Here is a 19,905-nt window from a genome sequence, read left to right as displayed (position 1 = left end):
GTCTGCGCCTACCAGTATCCCCGACGCACACCACAGGGGCGGTTCCGGAGCTCGGACAACGCTGGCGGATCTCCGCCAGCGGCCCGGGACCGGAAATCGCCCCTGGGTGCCTACGAGGTTCTGCTGGGCCTACTTCTTGCTGTAGTTCGGTGCTTCGACCGTCATCTGGATGTCGTGCGGGTGGCTCTCCTTGAGCCCCGCCGACGTGATGCGGACGAAGCGGCCGTTGGTCTGGAGCTCGGGCACCGTGCGCCCGCCGACGTAGAACATCGACTGGCGCAGCCCGCCCACCAGTTGGTGGACGACGGCCGACAGCGGACCGCGGTAGGGAACCTGGCCCTCGATGCCCTCGGGCACCAGCTTCTCGTCGGAGGCCACGCCCTCCTGGAAGTAGCGGTCCTTGGAGAAGGAGAGCTGCTCACCGCGGGACTGCATCGCACCGAGCGAGCCCATGCCCCGGTAGGACTTGAACTGCTTGCCGTTGATGAACATCAGCTCACCGGGCGACTCCTCGCAACCCGCGAGCAGCGAGCCGAGCATCACCGTGTCAGCGCCGGCCACCAGGGCCTTGGCGATGTCACCCGAGTACTGGAGGCCACCGTCGCCGATCACCGGAACACCGGCTTCCTTGGCCGCCAGGGAAGCTTCGTAGATCGCCGTGACCTGGGGAACTCCGATGCCGGCCACCACGCGGGTGGTGCAGATCGAACCCGGTCCCACACCGACCTTGATGCCATCCACACCGGCGTCGATGAGCGCCTTGGCGCCGTCGCGGGTGGCGATGTTGCCGCCGATGACGTCCACCCCCGCGGCATTGGACTTGATCTTGGCGACCATGTCGCCGACCAGCCGGGAGTGGCCGTGCGCGGTGTCGACGACGATGAAGTCGACCCCCGCCTCGATCAGGGCCTGGGCGCGCTCGTAGGCGTCGCCGGCGACCCCGACGGCCGCTCCCACGAGCAGCCGGCCTTCCTTGTCCTTGGCCGCCATCGGGTACTTCTCGGCCTTGACGAAGTCCTTGACCGTGATCAGGCCCTTGAGGATCCCGACCTCGTCGACGAGCGGCAGCTTCTCGATCTTGTGGCGGCGCAGCAGTTCCATGGCGTCGACACCGGAGATCCCCACCTTGCCGGTGACGAGCGGCATCGGCGTCATGACCTCGCGCACCTGGCGGCTGCGGTCCGACTCGAAGGCCATGTCCCGGTTGGTGACGATGCCCAGCAGCTTCCCGGCGCGGTCCGTCACCGGAACACCGCTGATGCGAAACTTCGCACAGAGGCGGTCCGCCTCGGCGAGCGTGGCGTCCGGCAGCACGGTGATGGGGTCGGTCACCATCCCCGACTCGGAGCGCTTCACCAGATCGACCTGATTGGCCTGGTCAGCGATGGAGAGATTGCGGTGGAGGACACCCGCGCCGCCCTGCCGTGCCATGGCGATCGCCATGCGGGACTCAGTGACCTTGTCCATCGCCGCCGAGAGCAGCGGGATGTTCACCCGCACGTTCTTCGAGAGATACGAGGCGGTGTCGATCTGGTCCGGGGCCATGTCGGAAGAGCCCGGCAGCAGCAGTACATCGTCGTAGGTCAGCCCGAGTGTCGCGAATTTCTCGGGCACTCCGTCGACGTTGGTCATGACACCTTCCCCAAATGGCCTTGATCGGTGCGGATGTCCATGCTAACGGCCCGAAACGCCGTCCCATTCCACGATCAAGATCGCTCACCAGCTTTGTGTGTTCGTACGTACGAACGATCTGGTGCGAAGTCATACGCAAAGAGGGCGGTGACGGCTCATTCCGCGGCCGAACCGAAGGTTCGGGTGGCGCTGATCACGTTGGCCCCGTGGAAAGTCCTCTGCCCCGGACGGGCGTCCGGGGCAGAGGGTTGCGCTGTACGTTTCCGGACGGACGGCCCTACTGCTGCCGTGTCCATACCGGGCGGTCATCAAGCCCGGACGGGCCCTACTGCTCCGCCAGAGCCCGCAGTCGACTCAGGGCCCGGTGCTGGGCGACCCGCACCGCACCGGGCGACATTCCGAGCATCTGTCCCGTCTCCTCCGCGGTCAGCCCTACGGCGACCCGAAGCACCACCAGCTCGCGCTGGTTCTCCGGCAGGCTGGCGAGGAGCCTCTTGGCCCACTCCGCATCATCGCTGAGCAGTGCCCTCTCCTCGGGCCCCAGCGAATCGTCGGGACGCTCGGGCATCTCATCAGAAGGAACCGCCGTCGACCCCGGATGTCTCATGGCCGCCCGCTGAAGGTCGGCGACCTTGTGCGAAGCGATGGCGAAGACGAAAGCCTCGAACGGCTTTCCGGTATCTCGATAGCGCGGTAGGGCCATCAACACCGCAACGCAGACCTCCTGAGCGAGGTCTTCCACGAAGTGGCGCGCATCACCTGGCAGCCGGTTGAGCCGGGTGCGGCAGTAGCGCAGCGCGAGCGGATGGACATGTGCGAGTAGATCGTGCGTGGCTTGCTCGTCTCCGTCGACAGCACGGTGAACGAGCGCGCCGATCACCGTGGTCTGGTCGTCACGCATCGGTCCATGGTGCCTTGGTGGCCGCTGATCCGTGGCACCGCGCCCCATGTTGTGCACCGAAGCGTTATGAGCAGGTGCGCTGGAACTCATTGCCTGCGCCCTCCCCTTCCGCTCGCTGGACTCGTCCCCGAGGAACTCCACCCCTCAAGAATGCGGCATCGCGAGGGAAACGGGCGCCCGTGCGGGCCGTTTCCCCGCCCACCGTACGGCGAGCGGGGTAGATCGCACCCCCCGGGCACCCCATGTCCGGTGCCTAACGCACCAGGCCCCAGCGGAATCCGAGCGCGACGGCGTGCGCCCGGTCCGATGCTCCGAGCTTCTTGAAAAGCCTGCGGGCGTGAGTCTTCACCGTGTCTTCGGAGAGGAACAGCTCCCGGCCGATCTCCGCGTTGGACCGGCCGTGGCTCATGCCTTCAAGGACCTGGATCTCCCGCGCGGTGAGCGTGGGCGCGGCGCCCATCTCGGCCGAGCGAAGCCGCCTGGGAGCGAGCCGCCAGGTCGGATCGGCAAGTGCCTGGGTGACCGTGGCTCGCAGTTCGGCGCGCGATGCGTCCTTGTGCAGATAGCCACGGGCTCCGGCGGCGACCGCGAGCGCGACGCCGTCGAGGTCCTCGGCGACCGTGAGCATGATGATCCGGGCGCCGGGATCGGCGGACAACAGACGGCGCACGGTCTCCACACCGCCCAGACCGGGCATCCGTACGTCCATCAGAATCAAGTCCGAGCGGTCCGCACCCCAGCGGCGGAGGACTTCCTCGCCGTTGGCCGCGGTCGTCACACGCTCGACGCCGGGCACGGTCGCAACCGCGCGGCGGAGCGCCTCTCGGGCAAGCGGGGAGTCGTCGCAGACGAGGACGGAAGTCATGGCCGCCCTCCGCAGCTGATGCGCGTCACCTTGTGCCTCCAGGCTGGGTACGTTTCGTCACCTGTGCGGTTGAACGCACTCGGACATGTGCCCGAGCACCTATTCCTTCAACCGCCTCAGCCCTACCAACGATGGTCACTCGAAAGAGTTACGGGTCCGCCAGCCCTCTTCGGCACTCTATGTGAGGGCCCGCACACAGGGCCGCCCGAACCGCGGGAACGGTTCTCCATTCAAGCGTTATGCCCCATTTGGCGGCTTTTCTTCACTTTAGATGCTCTATGCGGCTAGTTTCGTAATGAGTCATATTTACATCTACTTAGATAGTAGATGTACGGTCGTGGGGCATGGTGCGGTGTCGGATACGACTCGTATCCCCCACTCGTGCGCCAACTGACCGACAACTCAGCACGGTTTCAAGGGGCAAGCGCTATGGCAGATTTCTCCCGCCTTCCCGGACCCAACGCCGACCTGTGGGACTGGCAGCTCCTCGCGGCCTGCCGCGGGGTGGACAGTTCGCTCTTCTTCCACCCCGAAGGCGAGCGGGGCGCGGCGCGAAGTGCGCGCGAGAACTCGGCGAAAGAGGTGTGCATGAGATGCCCGGTCCGCGCGGAGTGCGCGGCACACGCGCTCGCCGTACGGGAGCCGTACGGCGTCTGGGGCGGGCTCACCGAGGACGAACGCGAAGAGCTCATGGGTCGTGCGCGCCACCGCCTGGTTCCGTCGACCGGAGCGTCTCAGGGCGCGAACGCCACGGGAAGCACCACCGGAGCGACAGCCGGGGCGTCACGGGGCTGACACCCGACCCGACTTTCGCAGAAACGTTTCTTCTCTGGGGAAACCGCTTCCTGTCGGGAGCGTGCTCCACAACGGAGAAACCTGACCGGGGCCGTCGTCGCGGTTCCGCGACCCGCGGTGCGCCGGAGCGCGCCCGAGCACCGTGGTTCGACATCGACGGACCGGACGGGGGCCGGCCGCCCGTGGTGCGCTCGCACCATCGCCTCTCGCGCCACCACAGGAAGCCGCCCTCACTGAGCGGCGACCTGTATGAAATCGCCCTGGCGGCGCGGGTACGGCCAGGGCGGACCTTCCCACCCCTCAGCGGGAGGCGACCGACGACAGCTGGTCCAAGGTGGCCGCGACCGCCGGCACCTGCGAGAGGTCCGGAAGGGTGAGCGCGACGATCTCCCGCTCGATGGGTGGGTCGAGCATGATGGTGCGAGTGCCCTGGAGTCGCACCGTCTCCAATGCGAGCTCCGGCAGCACCGCCACCCCCAAACCTGCTTTGACCAGGCCGATCACTGCTGGTGAGTCATCAGTGGCAAAGTCGATGCGGGGGATGAAACCGGCTGCGTCGCAGACTTCGACCAACTGGCGACGGCAGCGCGGGCAGCCCGCGATCCATGGCTCCTCGGCAAGATCGGCGATGGTGACCGTACCGGCGTCCGCCAGGCGGTGATCTTCGGGAACCAGCCCCACCAGACGGTCGGTGAGCAAGGGTCGGACGACCAGATCGTCCCATTCAGCCGAATCGCCGGAACTTTCTCCGCCGACCCCGTCCGCACCCTTGCCATAGCGGAAGGCGAGGGCGACATCGCAGTCTCCGTCGCGGAGCATCTCCACCGAGCGCGGCGGCTCGGCATCGACCAGCGAGACACGGGTACCGGGGTGGGCGGCGCGCAGCGCGGCGAGGGCAGCGGGGACGAGGGTGGAACTGCCGCTGGGGAAGGAGACCAACCGGACCCGGCCGGCCCGCAGCCCCGCGATGGCGGCGACTTCCTCCTCGGCGGCAGTGAGGCCGGCGAGGATGCCCGAAGCGTGGCGCACCAGCGCCTGTCCGGCCTGGGTCAGCCGCATCTCCCGGCCCGTACGAATCAGCAGGGGGGTGCCAGCGGAGGTCTCCAGCGCCTTCATCTGCTGGCTGACTGCCGGCTGGGTGCAGCCGAGGGTGCGGGCCGCGGCGGAGAAAGAGCCGGTCGTGGCCACCGCGCGGAGCACTCGGAGGTGTCGGGCCTCGATCATGCTTTCAATATAAGCGACACTTGGGTGTATCAGCAATTATCAACTGATTCATTTGAGATTGCAGCGATTAGCGTGGTGCCATGAAGCTGCTGACCGTGAATGTGGGCACACCCCGGGCCGTCGACTACACCGCGAACCCCGGCGGCCTCACCGGAATCGACAAGCGCCCCTTCAAGGGCGAGGGCGCGGTACGGGTAGCGGAGCCGGGCCCGCGAGGGATGGGAGGCAGCGGTGTTGTGGGGGACGCCGTCTGCGATCTGCGCCACCACGGCGGTAGCGACCAGGCGGTGTACGCCTTCGCCCGGGAGGACTTGGACTTCTGGGAGGGGGAGTTGGGGCGCCCCCTCGCCAACGGTTCCTTCGGGGAGAACCTCACGACGGCCGGTCTCGATGTCAACGGCGCACGGATCGGCGAGCGCTGGCGGATCGGCGACCGGTTGGTCCTGGAAGTGACGCACGGCCGGGTGCCCTGTCGGACGTTCGCGTCCTGGTTGGGCGAGCAGGGCTGGGTCAGGCGCTTCACCGAGCACGCCGCACCCGGCGCCTATCTACGGGTGATCGAACCCGGCGAGATCCGGGCCGGCGACGCGATCGAGATCGTCCACCGCCCCGACCACGGGGTGACGGTCACCATGGCGTTCCGTGCCCAGACCGTCGAGCGCGGACTGCTGCCGCAGGTCCTGGCCGCGGGCGATGCACTCCACCAGGGGCTCCTTGCGACGGCACGGGAGTACATGGAGAAGAGGGGCATCGCCTGAGAACCGCGTCGGGGGCAACGGCCCGGGGGCCTGGCCTGACGGGGCCGACCCGGTGCGCCCTCCCGTAGTCGCCGGCGCAACGCACTGATCCTCCGCCCGACCGACTGCGCCTCTCCTGAGCCGCACCCCCGGTGATCACCAGAAGCTCGCCACCGGTGCACCCGTACGGTCGGGGCCGCAACGCCCGTGGCACCGCCCGGATCGCCCGTCGGCGCCGGGCGGCCATGGGGGTAATCCCTGAGGGGACGCGGCGAGCGCTTGGGGGACGACTGGGGGCTGCCCCCGATGCCCGCGGCAGTCGGAGATCGAAACGCTACGGCCATGCCCCGGCTCAAGCGCGTCCTCATCGTCACCGTCACGGTCGTCACCGTGCTCGCGGCCGTTCTCGGTGCCGCCGCCTCCTGGCTCTACACCAGCGCTGACGTCTCCACCGCCGGTACCCGCTTCGGCCGGGCGCTCGCGATACCCCCGCTGGCCCGACCGACCATCGAGGCGGACGGCACCAAACTCTTCGAACTGACCATGCAGGCGGGCCAGAAGGAGTTCACCGCCGGCAAGAAGGCCGAGACCTGGGGCTTCAACGGTGCCCATCTGGGGCCGACCCTGCGCGCTCAGCGCGGCGACAAGGTGAAGGTCCGCATCAAGAACACCCTGGACGAGCGGTCCACCGTCCATTGGCACGGGATGCACCTGCCCGCGAAGATGGACGGGGGCCCGCACCAGATGGTGGAGCCCGGCGACACCTGGACCCCGCAGTGGACGGTGGACCAGCCGGCCGCCTCACTCTGGTACCACCCGCATCCCCACGGCAGGACCGAGAAGCACGTGCAGCGCGGTCTGGCCGGCATGTTCCTGCTCGATGACGACGCCTCGGCCACCCTCGCGCTTCCGAAGAACTACGGAGTGGACGACCTCCCGGTCATGGTCCAGGACGTGACCATCGACGGCGGGAAACTCGACTTCGACCGCGGCCTTCTCCGCGACACCGGTTTTCTGGGCGAGCGGACCATGGTCAACGGCACGCTCGATCCCTATCGGAAGGTCAGCGATGAACTGATACGGCTGAGGCTGCTCAATGCCTCCACCGCACGGATCTACGACTTCGGATTCGCCGACGACCGCTCGTTCTCGATGGTGGCGACCGACGGCGGACTAAGGGAAATGCCGCTGCGGCTGGATCGCATCAAGCTGTCACCCGGCGAACGCGCGGAGATAGTCGTACGGATGGCACCCGGTGAGCGCGCGGTGCTCAGGAGCTTTCCGCACGAGGGATACGGAAGTGGCTGGGAGCGGCGATTGGCCGGCGGCGACGACACGTTCGACATTCTGGAACTGCGGGCGGACAAAGTCCTCCGACCCTCACCCGAACTGCCGGCCGAGTTGGCGAAACCCGAGGTGCCCGATGGGTCGGACTCGGTGCGGGAGCGCTACTTCGGGCTGGTGACCAGCAGTATCAACGGCCGCGAGATGAAGATGGACCGGATCGATCTGACCGTCACCCGTGGTACGGCCGAGACCTGGACCGTCCGCAATGAGCATGGAACCCCGCACAACTTCCATGTACACGATGTGCAGTTCCGGATTCTGGAAGTCAATGGCAAACAACCGTCGCCGGAGTTGCAGGGCGCAAAGGACACCGTCCTCATCCCGCCCGACACCACTGTGAAGCTTGCGATGCGGTTCGACGGACCTGCCGACCCCAACACCCCGTACATGTACCACTGCCATCTGCTGTACCACGAAGACTTGGGAATGATGGGTCAGTTCGTGGTCGTCGAGAAGGGGCAGAAAGCAGGGACCGTGCGTGCACCGGACTCCCATGCGGGGCACTAACGTGCCGCATATGACGACTGCACTGATCACGGGAGCCACCGCGGGCATCGGCGCCGCCTTTGCCCGGCGGCTCGCCGCCGATGGACACAATCTGGTGCTGGTGGCCCGCGACACCGAGCGGTTGCAGGAGCAGGCCACCGAACTGCACGACCGCCACGGCATCGAGGCCGAGGTGCTGACGGCCGATCTCTCGCAGGAATCGGGCATCTCCGCCGTGGAGAATCGGCTGCGCCATCGGAAGAGTCCGGTGGACCTGTTGGTCAACAATGCCGGCTTCGGGAACAAGGGGCGCTTCCTCCAGGTCTCCATGGCGGACGAGCTGACGATGCTCAAGGTCCACTGCGAGGCGGTGCTTCGGCTCACCTCGGCCGCTGCCGAGTCGATGCGGGAACGCGGTCGCGGCGGTGTGGTCAACGTGGCCTCGGTTGCCGCCTTCGTGCCCCGCGGGACCTACGGCGCCTCCAAGGCGTGGGTGGTGCAGTTCACCCAGGGAGCCGCCCGGGACCTCGCCGGTTCGGGAGTGCGGTTGATGGCGCTGTGCCCCGGCTTCGTACGGACCGAGTTCCACCAACGGGCCGGGATGGGGACGGACAACATCCCCGGTTGGATGTGGCTGGACGCGGACAAGCTGGTGGAGGCCGCGCTGGCCGATCTGGCGCGGGGGAAGACCGTTTCGATCCCCGACCCGCGGTACAAGGCGCTGATGGGGCTGGTGAAGTTGGCCCCGCGCAGTGTGCTCGGGGGGTTCACCTCCAAGACGGGACGCAAGTACGGACCGCAGTAGCCGGGACGGCTCGCAGGAACGACCGTCCACCCCGCCCGGTAGTAGGGAGCCCGGTTCCACCATGCACGAGCACCACACCGATGACCGCCCCCGGGTCCTCCTCGCCATGGGTCCGGGAGTCGCCGAACGGCTGCTGACCGAGGGCCACCGGGAGCGGCTCACCTCCCTCGCCCGTACCGATCCCACGCTGGTCGCCCATGACCTGACCGATCCGTCCCCTGCGGTGGTGGCCGCGCTCGCCTCGGCCGATGCACTGCTGACCTGCTGGGGTGCACCTCCGCTCACCGCCGGGGTGCTCGCCGGTGCACCACGGCTGCGGGCGGTCGTCCATGCGGCGGGTTCCGTGAAGCACCACATCACCGACGCCTGCTGGGAGCGCGGCATCTCCGTGTCGTCCGCCGCGGGCGTCAATGCGCTGCCCGTCGCCGAGTACACCCTCGCCGCGATCCTCTTCGCGGGAAAGGGAGTCCTCGCATCGGCCCGGCGCTATGCACGGTCGCGGTCCCTCGACGGCCAGGCCGAAGCACTGGCCGACCTGGGCAATCACGGTCGTACGGTGGGGATCGTCGGGGCGTCCCGCATCGGCCGCCGCGTGATCGAGTTGCTTCGCCCGTTCGATCTGCGCGTGCTGCTGTACGACCCCTTCTGCACGACGGCGGATGCCGAGGCCCTCGGGGTCGTACGGGTCGATCTGGACGAGTTGTGCCGCGCCAGCGACATCGTTTCCGTACACGCTCCGGAGGTGCCGCAGACCCGTCGGATGATCGACGGGCGGCGGCTGGCCCTGATGCGCGACGGCACGACTGTGATCAACACTTCCCGTGGGTCGCTCGTCGACGAGCAGGCGCTCATCGACGAGTTGTCCACAGGTCGGCTGCACGCGGTCCTTGATGTGACCGAGAGCGAGCCACCGCCCGTGGATTCCCCCCTCTACGAGCTGCCGAATGTGCTGCTCACTCCGCACGTGGCCGGTTCGCTCGGCAAGGAGCTGCACCGGATGGCGGATTTCGCCCTCGACGAGTTGGAACGCTTCGGCCGGGGGCTACCGTTCGCGGAGCCCGTACCGATCGGGTCGCTCGACCGCTCCGCGTAACCAGTGCCGCCTCCGGTGGAGCGAGGCGGTCGATCGGGCGGGGCCGGGCTGTCACATGTGTGCCGACGGATTCGTCATCTCTAGGAGGGCGCGGAAGGCGCGGAAGGCCCGGGAAGCCCAGCAGACCCGGGACCCGGGAGCCCGGGAGAGACGGACCGGCGGAGCTCAGGAGCGGATGCATGGATGACTTTCTGACGGAACGCTTCACCGCGGAACGACCGCGGCTGAAGGCGGTCGCCTATCGGATGCTCGGCTCGCTCAGCGAGGCCGACGACGCGGTCCAGGAAGCCTGGCTGAAGCTGCACCGCACGGAAGCAGTTGGAGTCGAGAACCTCAGCGGCTGGTTGACCACCGTCGTGGGACGGGTCTGCCTCGACATGCTGCGCTCGCGCACCGCACGCCGTGAGGACTCCCTCGAAGTGCGCGTACCCGACCCGGTCGTCCAGACAGAAGGGGTGAGCGATCCGGAGCACGAGGCGCTGATGGCGGACTCGGTCGGATTGGCGCTGCTGGTGGTGTTGGAGACCCTGGGTCCGACTGAGCGGCTCGTCTTCGTGCTCCACGACATGTTCGGGGTGCCTTTCGGCGAGATCTCCCCTGTCGTGGGTCGGTCGCCGGCGGCCACCCGGCAACTCGCGAGCCGAGCCCGGCGCAGGGTGCGGGGCACCGGCACCACCGCGGTACCCGATGACCTCCCCCGCCAGCGCACGGTGGTCGAAGCCTTCCTCGCGGCCTCACGCGGCGGTGACTTCGAGGCGCTGGTGGCCCTGCTCGACCCGGATGTGGTCCTGCGGGCGGACGTCGGCGGCGCGCCGATGATGGTCTCGAAGGAGGTGCGCGGCGCACGGAAGGTGGCCGGGCAGGCGATGCAGTTCAGCCAGTACGCGCAGTACGCACAGCCGGTGCTGGTCAACGGTGGTGCGGGAGTGCTCACCGCACCCGGTGGACAGCCGTTGTCGATCATGGGGTTCACCATCACGGGTGGCCGGATCGTGGCGATCCACATCCTGGCCGATCCGGAGCGGCTCGACGGTCTGGAACTGACGCTTCCGGGATTTCCCCGGCAGTGAACGCACGAGCAGGGGCCCGGTGCTTCCGCGACGGAAGCACCGGGCCCTGCTCTGTACTGCGCTCACCACTTCCGTACGGGCGGCGCGGCGGCCGGTGAGCCGCTGCGCCGACGTACGGGCTAAGACGTGTTTCAGTGGGAGTGGCCGTGACCGCCGTGGCCGGCGTCGCCCTCGTCATCGGCCGGCTTCTCGACGACCAGGGTCTCGGTCGTGAGCAGCAGTGAGGCGATGGAGGCGGCGTTCTCCAGGGCGGAGCGGGTGACCTTGACCGGGTCGATGACGCCGGCCTTCACCAGGTCGCCGTACTCGCCGGTCGCGGCGTTGAAGCCCTGGCCCGCGTCCAGCTCGGCGACCTTGGAGGTGATGACGTAGCCCTCAAGGCCGGCGTTCTCCGCGATCCAGCGCAGCGGCTCGACAGCGGCACGACGGACGACGGCGACACCGGTGGCCTCGTCGCCCTCCTTGCCGAGGTTATCGGCGAGGACCTTGACCGCGTGGACGAGCGCGGAGCCACCACCGGAGACGATGCCCTCCTCGACCGCGGCGCGGGTCGCGGAGATGGCGTCCTCCAGACGGTGCTTCTTCTCCTTGAGCTCCACCTCGGTGGCTGCACCGACGCGGATCACGCACACGCCGCCGGCCAGCTTGGCGAGGCGCTCCTGGAGCTTCTCGCGGTCCCAGTCGGAGTCCGTGGAGGCGATCTCAGCCTTGATCTGGTTGACGCGACCGACGATGTCGTCGCTGCTACCGGCACCGTCGACGATGGTCGTGTCGTCCTTGGTGATCGTGACGCGGCGGGCGCTGCCCAGCATGTCCAGACCGGCCTGGTCGAGCTTGAGGCCGATCTCTTCGGAGATGACGGTGGCACCGGTGAGGGTGGCCATGTCCTGGAGCATCGCCTTGCGGCGGTCGCCGAAGCCGGGGGCCTTGACGGCCACGGCGTTGAACCGGCCGCGGATCTTGTTGACGATCAGGGTGGAGAGGGCTTCGCCGTCGACGTCCTCGGCGATGACCAGCAGGGGCTTGGAGCCACCCTCCTGGATGACCTTCTCCAGCAGGGGCAGCAGGTCCTGGATGGACGAGATCTTGCCCTGGTTGATCAGGATGTACGGGTCCTCAAGGACGGCCTCCATACGCTCCTGGTCGGTGACCATGTACGGAGAGAGGTAGCCCTTGTCGAAGGCCATGCCCTCGGTGAATTCGAGCTCCAGGCCGAAGGTGTTGGACTCCTCGACGGTGATGACACCGTCCTTGCCGACCTTGTCCATCGCCTCGCCGATCAGCTCACCGACCTGCTGGTCCTGAGCGGAAAGGGCGGCGACGGCGGCGATGTCGGCCTTGTCCTCGATCGGACGGGCGCTGCGCAGGAGCTCATCGGACACGGCCTTGACGGCGGCGTCGATGCCCTTCTTCAGGGAGGCCGGGGAGGCGCCAGCGGCGACGTTGCGCAGGCCCTCGCGGACCAGCGCCTGCGCGAGCACGGTGGCGGTGGTGGTGCCGTCACCCGCGATGTCGTTGGTCTTGGTCGCCACCTCCTTCACCAGCTGGGCGCCGAGGTTCTCGTACGGGTCGTCGAGCTCGACCTCGCGGGCGATCGTGACACCGTCGTTGGTGATGGTGGGGGCGCCGAACTTCTTGTCGATGACGACGTTGCGGCCACGGGGGCCGATCGTCACCTTGACCGTGTCGGCAAGCTTGTTGACGCCGCGCTCGAGGGCGCGACGGGCGTCCTCGTCGAACTTCAGGATCTTCGCCATGGGAGCGTTTCTGTCCTCTTCTGAGACGAACTGCGCCCCTAGCGCCCGGATATGGATGTCAGCGGGGGCCAGGGGCGCAGCTCAATAACAAACGGGGTATGAAGTGTTCCGGGCGCGACCCGGAAACCCGTCCTACTTCTCGACGATGGCGAGCACGTCGCGGGCCGAGAGGACGAGGTACTCCTCGCCGTTGTACTTCACCTCGGTGCCGCCGTACTTGCTGTAAAGCACGACATCGCCGGTGTTGACGTCGAGCGGAAGCCGCTCGCCGTTCTCGAAGCGACCCGGGCCGACCGCAAGGACGACGCCCTCCTGGGGCTTCTCCTTCGCGGTATCCGGGATGACCAGGCCAGAGGCCGTGGTCTGCTCGGCGTCGAGCGGCTGGACCACAATGCGGTCCTCAAGCGGCTTGATGGCAACCTTGGAGCTGGTGGTCGTCACGATCCGACCTCCCCCTTCGGAGATCTCACGGGGTTAACTGATCTTGGGTGGCGACCAGATCGATCCGTCGTCGCGGGTGCCGGACCTGCCTGTCGCTGTGCTGGCACTCTCCAGTGGGGAGTGCCAGACCCGAGACTATGACTGCGATTAGCACTCGGTCAAGCGGAGTGCCAATGCTGGCGGGTCCGATGTGGCCGTTCAACCATCGTCGACCAGCACGCTTCTCTCAATATTGCCTGGTCAAAGGCGTCTTGGATCGATCACCGAAAGTTCGGCAACAGGAATTCGCCAACACGTCACACCTGCGGATGACACCACTCCGAGGGGTGGATCGGCCCTGCGGGAAGCTCGTACGACAAGGAGCACCGGATGGCCACGGTCCGGTGCGGGGTCGGAGATCTGGCGGTCGGACGACCCTGCGGGCATCCGGCCAGGAAGGCCGTGCGGCCCGGCGCGAGGGCAGGCCGCCGGGAATGCCACACCACGCGAAGCACTCCGGCGCACGGACCCGGGCAGTGCTGGAACGATCCCTCACCCCGATCAGACGTAGTCCTCCAGGCGAGCCACCGCGTACCCCTTCTCGGTCACGGTCTTCATCACCTGCCGGATCATGTCGGTCATCGTGCCGTTCCAGTCCTTCCGGCCCCGGAAGTGCGTGAGGATGATGTCGCCGGGATGCAGGTCCCGGTCCCATTCGCGCCACTCCATCCGATCGGGAAACGCCTCCGCCGCCCAGAGCGGCACCGCAGCGACCCCACACGCCTGCGCGGCCCGCAGGGTGTCCTGGTTGTAGTTGCCGTACGGCGGCCGGAAGAGCTGCGGGCGCTTGCCGTACAGCTTGTGCAAATTGTCCTGCTGGCCGCAGATCTCGCGCTTCTGCGCCGTGTAGGACAGCCCGGGCATGTAGCGGTGGTTGAGGGTGTGGTTGTGGAGCGCGACCCCGCGGTCGCGCATCTGACGGAAGTAGCCGTAGTTGTCATTGATCACGTAGTCGCTGAGGAAGGCGCTGTACGGGATCTGGAGCTCACTCATCATCCGGAGGAGCTCGGGGTCCTTCTCCGTACCGTCGTCGATGGTCAGGAAGACCACCCTCTCCGTCACCGGCACCGTGGTGAAGACCGGTGGCAGCGACTCGCCGTCCTCGACCTCGAAGCCCTTGCGGGTGGTGAGCTCCGGCTTGGTCGCGGGTGGTGCGGGGGCGACGAGCGGGGTGCGGGCGAGACCCCACCTCTTGGCGGCGGCCACCCGGGCGACCCGGGCACGTTCGGCCTTCTCGGCCGCCTTCGCCTTCTTGGCCTGCCGGGCTCTCGCGGCCTGGGCAGCCTGCTGGGCCTTCTCCGCCTTCTCGGGGAGTGCACCCGCCGCACCGGCCGCCTCCTTCGCCGGCTGCCCCGGGCGCGCTGCGCTGCGTTCATCGGCGGCCCCGGCACACGCCGAGCCGAGGAGGGCAACGATCAGCGCAACGCCGATCGTCCGCCCCGTACGGAACCGCCCTCTGCGTCTGCGTGTCGACACCTGGCCGAGAATGCCTCCTGCCCCACTGGCGCGCCCATCGGGAATCTCACCACCCAGCTCGGTGATTTTGAGGAGATTCTTTACGTTTTGTCGGTTTAGCTGCATGGCGCTGGATACTGTCAGCCACCCTCCGCACGACCACGCCGACACCGCCGGCGACCCCGACCCGTCCCCCACCTGGCCCACAATGGGCCGGTGAACGACCTCTCCTCACTCTCCGCACTCCTCACGGACGAGGGCCAAGCGCTGCTCATGGAGCTGCGCGACCACTCCCCCGCCCAGGAGTTGGCGATCGCCACCCGGCTGCGCCGCGAGCACCCGCCCGAACTGGTCTCGGCAGCACTCGGGCAGGCACGGCTGCGGCAGCGGGCGGTCGCGAAGTTCGGAGCCGAGGACGCCTACCGGATGTACTTCACGCCGAACGGAGTCGAACAGGCGACCCGTCGATCGGTCGCCGAGTACCGTGCCGCCCGCTTCTCCGCACTGGGCGTCGGTAGCGTGGCCGACCTCTGCAGCGGGATCGGCGGCGATGCCATCGCCCTGGCCCGCGCCGGCGTACGAGTGCTGGCCGTGGACCATGACCCGCTCACCGCGGCGACCGCCCGGGCCAATGCGCAGGCACTCGGCCTGTCCGAGTTCATCGAGGTCCGCTGCGCCGACGTCATGGAGACGGACACCGGCCCCTACGACGCGGTCTTCGTCGATCCGGCCCGCAGGGGCGGCCGGGGCAGGATCTTCGACCCGGAGGCGTACTCACCGCCGCTGTCCTGGGCGATCGAAGCGGCCCGTACGCGCCCCCACGCCGCCCTCAAGATCGCACCCGGCATCCCCCACGAGCTGGTGCCCCCGGACTTCTCGGCCGAGTGGATCTCGGACGAGAAGGACGTGAAGGAGGCCGTGCTCTGGCACGGCGGCCCTGCCACGCCCCGCATCACCGCCACCCTGCTGCCCGGCCCCCACGCCCTGCCCTCAAACGAACTGCCCGACCCGCCCGTACGCCCGGTGGGCCGCTATCTGTACGAACCGGACGGCGCGGTCGTGCGCGCCCATCTCGTCGCCGAGGTGGCCGAGGCATTGGACGGCGGTCTGATCGACGCGACCATCGCGTACATCACCTCGAACGAACTGCGCCCCACCCCGTTCGCCACGGCCTACGAGGTCACCGATGTCCTGCCGTTCAGCCTGAAGAAGCTCAAGGCCCTGCTGCGGAGCCGGAACGTCGGAATCCTCACGGTCAAGAAGCGCGGATCAGCCGTGGAACCGGAGGAACTGCGCCGCCGGGTGAAACCCCAGGGACCGAACGCGGCAACGGTGTTCCTGACCCGCGTCAACGGCGCCCCCTCGATGCTGATCGGGCACCCGGCTTAGGGAGCACCGGTCTCGGCGAAGGTGTTCGGTACGTCAGTCGAGGATGATGGCGGGGTGTTGGTCAACGTAGAGGCAGTACAGCCTGCCCCGGCGGGGTCCATGTCCGTCCGAGTGCACTCGGCGGTGGGCACCGTTGTGGCCCTATGGCAGGGGCCCCTTGAGGCAGTGGGGCAAGAGCACCGGGTCGAGTGGACCGTGGCTGAGGACATCGCCTGGGCGGTGAATGCCTGGCCAAGTGCCTCTGGTGTATCCGAACTGCGGGAAGACGGCGATCGCATCGTTTGCCGTGGGCAGCTGAGCCTCTTCGAGGACGGAGGTGCTGCCCTGGACGTGGGTGGCACGCAGATCCTGTTCGATCTTGCCGACCCGCAACTGCCGGACGGTGCCGATGGATCGTGGGTCGTGCTTCGTGCGGCACAGGACCATGTCACCGTCTGGCCCTGCGGCGTCTGATTGCTGGCGGGCGGTCAGGTCCCGTGCCAGTTCGGGGGATGACCCGTGTCATGCCCTCCCGACCGTCAGCCCTGCTCCCGTTCCGTAGCCATCGCCGCTCGGGTCAGTAGCAGGTCCCGTTCCCTCTCGTTGCGGGTCAGGGCAGCCGCCCGGTGGAACTCTTCCCGAGCCTCGGTGGAGCGACCCAAGCGGGCCAGCAGGTCGCCCCGTACGCTCGGCAGGAGGTGGTACTCCTTCAGCGCGGGCTCGGTGGCCAGGGCGTCCACCAGGGCCAGGCCCGCTTCCGGGCCTTCGGCCATCGAGACGGCGACCGCCCTGTTCAACTCGACCACCGGGGACGGGACGAGCGCCGCGAGTTGCCCATAGAGCGTGGCGACCGTCGCCCAGTCCGTGTCCTCGTAGTGGATCGCCCGGGCGTGGCAGGCCGCGATGGCCGCCTGGAGCATGTACGGCCCCGGGGGCGCGCCCAGCGCACTGGCCCTGGCCAGGGCGGAGAAGCCGCGGTGGATGAGCAACCGGTCCCAGCGGGTGCGCACCTGGTCGGCGAGGAGGACCGGGGCACCGTCCGGGCCGACCCTCGCGCCCATGCGTGACGCCTGGATCTCCAGCAGGGCGGCCAGCCCGTGCACTTCTGACTCCTGGGGCATCAGACCCGCCAGTACGCGGGCCAGCCGCAGGGCGTCCTCGGCGAGGCCGGGGCGTATCCAGTCGTCGCCCGTGGTGGCCGCATAGCCCTCGTTGAAGATCAGGTAGATGACTTCCAGTACGGAACCGAGACGGGCGACACGGTCCGTCCCGTACGGCACCTCGAACGCGACGCCCTCCTTGGCCAGCGCTCGTTTGGCCCGGACGATGCGTTGGGCGACCGTCGCCTCGGAGGTGAGGAATGCCCGGGCGATCTCCTCGGTGGTGAGCCCGCCGAGGAGTCTGAGGGTCAGTGCGATCCGGGCGTCCGTGGACAGGACCGGATGGCAGGCGGTGAAGATCAGCCGCAGGAGGTCGTCGTCGATGTCACCCGGCCCCGACACCTCGGGCGGCGGTACGTCCTCCAGGCTGCGCCCGACCTCGGCCAGTTTGCGGGCGTAGTTCTCTTTGCGGCGGACGAGGTCGATCGCCCGGTGCTTGGCCGTGGCCATGAGCCAGGCGCCCGGGTTGTCCGGGATACCTGACTCGGGCCACTTCTCCAGCGCTGCGACCAGGGCGTCCTGGGCGATCTCCTCGGCGATGCCGACGTCCCGAACGATCCGGGCGACACCGGCGATGATGCGCGCCGACTCGATCCTGAACACCGCTTCCACCGCGCCCGTTACCGTCACCGCCTCATCACAACAGCAGGGGCAGGGACGGGCAAGCGCCGATGGATCAGTTCTCCGCGATCTGCCGGATCTCAGCGGTGACGGTCCACACGTCATCGTGTGTCTGGAGGAAACGCTTGGTCCACTCGATCGCCTCGGCCTTGTCCTTGGCCTGGATGATGGAGTAGCCGCCGACGACCTCCTTGCTCTCCGTGAAGGGGCCGTCGGTGTGGCTGAGCTTGCCACCGGACCAGGTGACCTTGGTGCCGTCGGCGCTGGGGGTGAGCCCTGCGGTGTCCAACATGACTCCCGCCTTGGTGATCTCCTCCAGAAGCGCGCCCATGCGCTCCCCCATCTCCGGACTGTGACCCTCGGCCGGGATGTTGTTCTCGTCGATGCGGATCATCGTCAAAAAGCGCGGCATGGTGGCTCCTCGGTTCTTCCGGGTCGGCGACGGGGTCGTTTCCCCGCCGCTCACCCCTATGTCGAACGGGAGCCGGCAGGATCGACACCGCTCTCAGAATTCTTCTGAATTCTTCTGAGCATCGTGCCGACCGGCCACCGGAGCCATCGGATCGCCGGCTTCCGGTACCGGGTCACGATGGACGGCCGCGATCGGATCGGCCGCCGTGGCAGCTATGGGAGCCGTGGCAGCCGTCAGATCTTCGGTCTGAGCGGATGGGTCGGTCGTCGCGGTGGGTCGGTCATGCGCCGGAAGCAGTGCCATCGCCGCCACACATGCCAGCGCCATCAGTCCGGCGCACACCCAGTAGGCCGCTCGATAGCCCTCGGCGAGTGCCGCCGGCGTACTGCTTCCCGCACTGATGGACGCGGCGACCGTCACCAAGATCGCCAGCCCGAGCGAGCCACCGATCTGGCGTGAGCTGTTGAGCAGCCCCGACGCCATGCCCGCCTCCGACGGCACCACGTCCTTGGTGGCCGCCGTGCCCAGTGGGATGAAGCAGAGCCCGATGCCCACGCTGCCCAGCAGCGACGGCCCAAGGATGGAGTACGCGAAACTCCCATCCGGGATGGCGGTGACGGCGAACAGCACTATCCCCGCCGCACCGAGGAGCCCACCCGTCACCAGCAGCAGCCGGATGCCGACGACAGCGACCGCCTTGGTGCCTATCAGCGAGCCGGCCACCACGCCCACGCAGAAGGGGAGGAACGCCGCGCCCGTCTTCGACGCTTCGTACCCCAGCACCTGCTGCATGTAGAGGGAGCAGAAGTAGAAGGACGCGAACTGGGTGGAGCTGAGCAGCAGTGAGAAGAGGTTCGCTCCGAGGACGGGACGGTTGGCCAGCAGTCCCAGTCGCAGCAGCGGCTCGCGGACCCGTCGTTCGACCAGGGCGAAGGCGATCAGCAGGGCGATCGAGGTGCCCAGGGTCAGTACGGTGGTGGGCGCGCCCCAGCCGTGTTGCTCGGTACGGGTGACGCCCAGCACCAGCAGGGACATGCCCCCGGTGACCAAGAGCGCACCCGCGACGTCGAGCCGGGGCGCGCTGGCGCGGTCGGGCGCGCCGGGCAGGGCGGCCCGTGCGACTCCGAAGAGCGCGAAGACCACGATGGGCACGTTGACCAGCATCACGGCCCGCCAGCCGGCCGCATCCGTGAGGAGTCCGCCCGCCAGTACGCCGACGGCGCCGCCCGCCGCGCCCGCCATGCCCCACATGCCGAGCGCCTTGGAACGCGCGGGCCCCGCCGGGTAGGTGACGGTGATCAGGGTGAAGGCGCCGGGGGCCAGCGCGGCTGCGCCGATGCCCTGGGCGGCACGGGCGGCGATCAGTGCGCCGGGGGACTGGACGAGACCGCCGATCAGGCTCGCCCCGCCGAAGAGCACGAGTCCGGCGACGAGGATGCGGCGGCGACCCACGATGTCGGTCAGCCGACCGCCGAGCATCAGGAGGCCGCCGAAGGTGAGCGCATAGGCGCCGACGACCCATTGCAGGCCGTCGGGGGTGAAGCCGAGGTCGTCGCGCATGTCGGGCAGCGCGACATTGACGACGGACATGTCCAGCGCCACCAGGAACTGCACGATGAGTGCCACGGTCAACACCCAGCGCGTGCTCTGCGCTTGGTCGTTCATGGGTTCCCCTTCCCGGGATGCCCTGGGCAGGA

The 19,905-nt window shown here is 68.2% G+C and carries 18 protein-coding genes; 8 read left to right on the top strand and 10 right to left on the bottom strand.

Features of this window, described 5'->3' with window-relative positions; translation table 11 throughout:
• Positions 1–129 precede the first annotated feature (129 nt).
• The 3 genes from guaB to OID54_RS23020 all read right to left on the bottom strand — a co-directional run bounded on the left by guaB (position 130) and on the right by OID54_RS23020 (position 3,398).
• Complete coding sequence (guaB, locus tag OID54_RS23030; RefSeq protein WP_329022295.1) at positions 130–1,632, bottom strand: IMP dehydrogenase; 1,503 nt, start codon at positions 1,630–1,632, stop codon at positions 130–132.
• A gap of 325 nt (positions 1,633–1,957) precedes the next feature.
• Complete coding sequence (locus OID54_RS23025; RefSeq protein WP_329022294.1) at positions 1,958–2,533, bottom strand: sigma-70 family RNA polymerase sigma factor; 576 nt, start codon at positions 2,531–2,533, stop codon at positions 1,958–1,960.
• A 253-nt stretch (positions 2,534–2,786) separates the two neighbouring features.
• Entirely contained in the window at positions 2,787–3,398 is a 612-nt protein-coding gene (locus OID54_RS23020) for a response regulator transcription factor (RefSeq protein ID WP_003948568.1), read from the bottom strand.
• A gap of 429 nt (positions 3,399–3,827) precedes the next feature.
• Between OID54_RS23020 and OID54_RS23015 the strand changes: the two genes are divergently transcribed.
• Positions 3,828–4,193, top strand: coding sequence for a WhiB family transcriptional regulator (locus tag OID54_RS23015; protein ID WP_329022292.1), 366 nt, complete (start codon positions 3,828–3,830; stop codon positions 4,191–4,193).
• Between the two features lie 300 nt (positions 4,194–4,493).
• Here the strand turns inward: OID54_RS23015 and OID54_RS23010 are convergent, their stop codons facing one another.
• The gene (locus OID54_RS23010) at positions 4,494–5,417 is read right to left on the bottom strand and encodes a LysR family transcriptional regulator (RefSeq protein ID WP_329022291.1); all 924 of its coding nucleotides are present in this window, start codon (positions 5,415–5,417) and stop codon (positions 4,494–4,496) included.
• Positions 5,418–5,497: 80 nt separating this feature from the next.
• Here OID54_RS23010 and OID54_RS23005 point away from each other — a divergent pair, with 80 nt between their 5' ends.
• The 5 genes from OID54_RS23005 (at position 5,498) to OID54_RS22985 (ending at position 10,955) form a co-directional block, all read left to right on the top strand.
• Positions 5,498–6,175, top strand: coding sequence for an MOSC domain-containing protein (locus OID54_RS23005; protein WP_329022290.1), 678 nt, complete (start codon positions 5,498–5,500; stop codon positions 6,173–6,175).
• Between the two features lie 321 nt (positions 6,176–6,496).
• Positions 6,497–8,008, top strand: coding sequence for a multicopper oxidase family protein (locus OID54_RS23000; RefSeq protein WP_329022288.1), 1,512 nt, complete (start codon positions 6,497–6,499; stop codon positions 8,006–8,008).
• 10 nt (positions 8,009–8,018) lie between these two features.
• Complete coding sequence (locus OID54_RS22995) at positions 8,019–8,792, top strand: SDR family NAD(P)-dependent oxidoreductase (RefSeq protein ID WP_329022286.1); 774 nt, start codon at positions 8,019–8,021, stop codon at positions 8,790–8,792.
• Positions 8,793–8,853: 61 nt separating this feature from the next.
• Positions 8,854–9,885: a hydroxyacid dehydrogenase gene (locus tag OID54_RS22990; protein ID WP_329022284.1), complete on the top strand. Its 1,032-nt coding sequence runs from the start codon at positions 8,854–8,856 to the stop codon at positions 9,883–9,885.
• A 179-nt stretch (positions 9,886–10,064) separates the two neighbouring features.
• Positions 10,065–10,955 (top strand): sigma-70 family RNA polymerase sigma factor, encoded by an 891-nt coding sequence (locus OID54_RS22985; protein ID WP_329022283.1) that lies wholly within the window; start codon positions 10,065–10,067, stop codon positions 10,953–10,955.
• 131 nt (positions 10,956–11,086) lie between these two features.
• Here OID54_RS22985 and groL read toward each other — a convergent pair whose 3' ends face one another.
• The 3 genes from groL to OID54_RS22970 form a co-directional block, all read right to left on the bottom strand.
• Positions 11,087–12,712, bottom strand: a complete 1,626-nt coding sequence (gene groL, locus OID54_RS22980) for a chaperonin GroEL (RefSeq protein ID WP_329022281.1) — start codon at positions 12,710–12,712, stop codon at positions 11,087–11,089.
• Positions 12,713–12,844: 132 nt separating this feature from the next.
• Positions 12,845–13,153, bottom strand: a complete 309-nt coding sequence (gene groES / locus OID54_RS22975; RefSeq protein ID WP_329022280.1) for a co-chaperone GroES — start codon at positions 13,151–13,153, stop codon at positions 12,845–12,847.
• Positions 13,154–13,693: 540 nt separating this feature from the next.
• Positions 13,694–14,668, bottom strand: coding sequence for a polysaccharide deacetylase family protein (locus tag OID54_RS22970; protein ID WP_329022279.1), 975 nt, complete (start codon positions 14,666–14,668; stop codon positions 13,694–13,696).
• Positions 14,669–14,920: 252 nt separating this feature from the next.
• Here OID54_RS22970 and OID54_RS22965 point away from each other — a divergent pair, with 252 nt between their 5' ends.
• A complete protein-coding gene (locus OID54_RS22965; RefSeq protein ID WP_443055786.1) occupies positions 14,921–16,036 on the top strand; it encodes a class I SAM-dependent methyltransferase in 1,116 nt (371 codons plus the stop codon).
• 99 nt (positions 16,037–16,135) lie between these two features.
• Positions 16,136–16,489 (top strand): hypothetical protein, encoded by a 354-nt coding sequence (locus OID54_RS22960; RefSeq protein WP_329022278.1) that lies wholly within the window; start codon positions 16,136–16,138, stop codon positions 16,487–16,489.
• Between the two features lie 65 nt (positions 16,490–16,554).
• Here OID54_RS22960 and OID54_RS22955 read toward each other — a convergent pair whose 3' ends face one another.
• The 3 genes from OID54_RS22955 to OID54_RS22945 all read right to left on the bottom strand — a co-directional run bounded on the left by OID54_RS22955 (position 16,555) and on the right by OID54_RS22945 (position 19,873).
• Positions 16,555–17,805, bottom strand: coding sequence for an RNA polymerase sigma factor (locus OID54_RS22955; RefSeq protein WP_329022276.1), 1,251 nt, complete (start codon positions 17,803–17,805; stop codon positions 16,555–16,557).
• A gap of 46 nt (positions 17,806–17,851) precedes the next feature.
• A complete protein-coding gene (locus OID54_RS22950; protein ID WP_329022274.1) occupies positions 17,852–18,208 on the bottom strand; it encodes a YciI family protein in 357 nt (118 codons plus the stop codon).
• A 93-nt stretch (positions 18,209–18,301) separates the two neighbouring features.
• Positions 18,302–19,873: an MFS transporter gene (locus OID54_RS22945; RefSeq protein WP_329022272.1), complete on the bottom strand. Its 1,572-nt coding sequence runs from the start codon at positions 19,871–19,873 to the stop codon at positions 18,302–18,304.
• Between the last annotated feature and the right edge of the window lie 32 nt (positions 19,874–19,905).

Source organism: Streptomyces sp. NBC_00690 (genome assembly GCF_036226685.1).
GTDB lineage: Bacteria > Actinomycetota > Actinomycetes > Streptomycetales > Streptomycetaceae > Streptomyces.
This window is presented reverse-complemented; position numbering and strand designations above follow the sequence as displayed.

Excerpts from the sequence above, each read along its gene's own strand:
- guaB (WP_329022295.1), bottom strand. The coding sequence starts at position 1,632 with ATGACCAACGTCGACGGAGTGCCCGAGAAATTCGCGACACTCGGGCTG.
- OID54_RS23025 (WP_329022294.1), bottom strand. The coding sequence starts at position 2,533 with ATGCGTGACGACCAGACCACGGTGATCGGCGCGCTCGTTCACCGTGCT.
- OID54_RS23020 (WP_003948568.1), bottom strand. The coding sequence starts at position 3,398 with ATGACTTCCGTCCTCGTCTGCGACGACTCCCCGCTTGCCCGAGAGGCG.
- OID54_RS23015 (WP_329022292.1), top strand. The coding sequence starts at position 3,828 with ATGGCAGATTTCTCCCGCCTTCCCGGACCCAACGCCGACCTGTGGGAC.
- OID54_RS23010 (WP_329022291.1), bottom strand. The coding sequence starts at position 5,417 with ATGATCGAGGCCCGACACCTCCGAGTGCTCCGCGCGGTGGCCACGACC.
- OID54_RS23005 (WP_329022290.1), top strand. The coding sequence starts at position 5,498 with ATGAAGCTGCTGACCGTGAATGTGGGCACACCCCGGGCCGTCGACTAC.
- OID54_RS23000 (WP_329022288.1), top strand. The coding sequence starts at position 6,497 with ATGCCCCGGCTCAAGCGCGTCCTCATCGTCACCGTCACGGTCGTCACC.
- OID54_RS22995 (WP_329022286.1), top strand. The coding sequence starts at position 8,019 with ATGACGACTGCACTGATCACGGGAGCCACCGCGGGCATCGGCGCCGCC.
- OID54_RS22990 (WP_329022284.1), top strand. The coding sequence starts at position 8,854 with ATGCACGAGCACCACACCGATGACCGCCCCCGGGTCCTCCTCGCCATG.
- OID54_RS22985 (WP_329022283.1), top strand. The coding sequence starts at position 10,065 with ATGGATGACTTTCTGACGGAACGCTTCACCGCGGAACGACCGCGGCTG.
- groL (WP_329022281.1), bottom strand. The coding sequence starts at position 12,712 with ATGGCGAAGATCCTGAAGTTCGACGAGGACGCCCGTCGCGCCCTCGAG.
- OID54_RS22965 (WP_443055786.1), top strand. The coding sequence starts at position 14,921 with ATGGAGCTGCGCGACCACTCCCCCGCCCAGGAGTTGGCGATCGCCACC.
- OID54_RS22960 (WP_329022278.1), top strand. The coding sequence starts at position 16,136 with ATGTCCGTCCGAGTGCACTCGGCGGTGGGCACCGTTGTGGCCCTATGG.
- OID54_RS22950 (WP_329022274.1), bottom strand. The coding sequence starts at position 18,208 with ATGCCGCGCTTTTTGACGATGATCCGCATCGACGAGAACAACATCCCG.
- OID54_RS22945 (WP_329022272.1), bottom strand. The coding sequence starts at position 19,873 with ATGAACGACCAAGCGCAGAGCACGCGCTGGGTGTTGACCGTGGCACTC.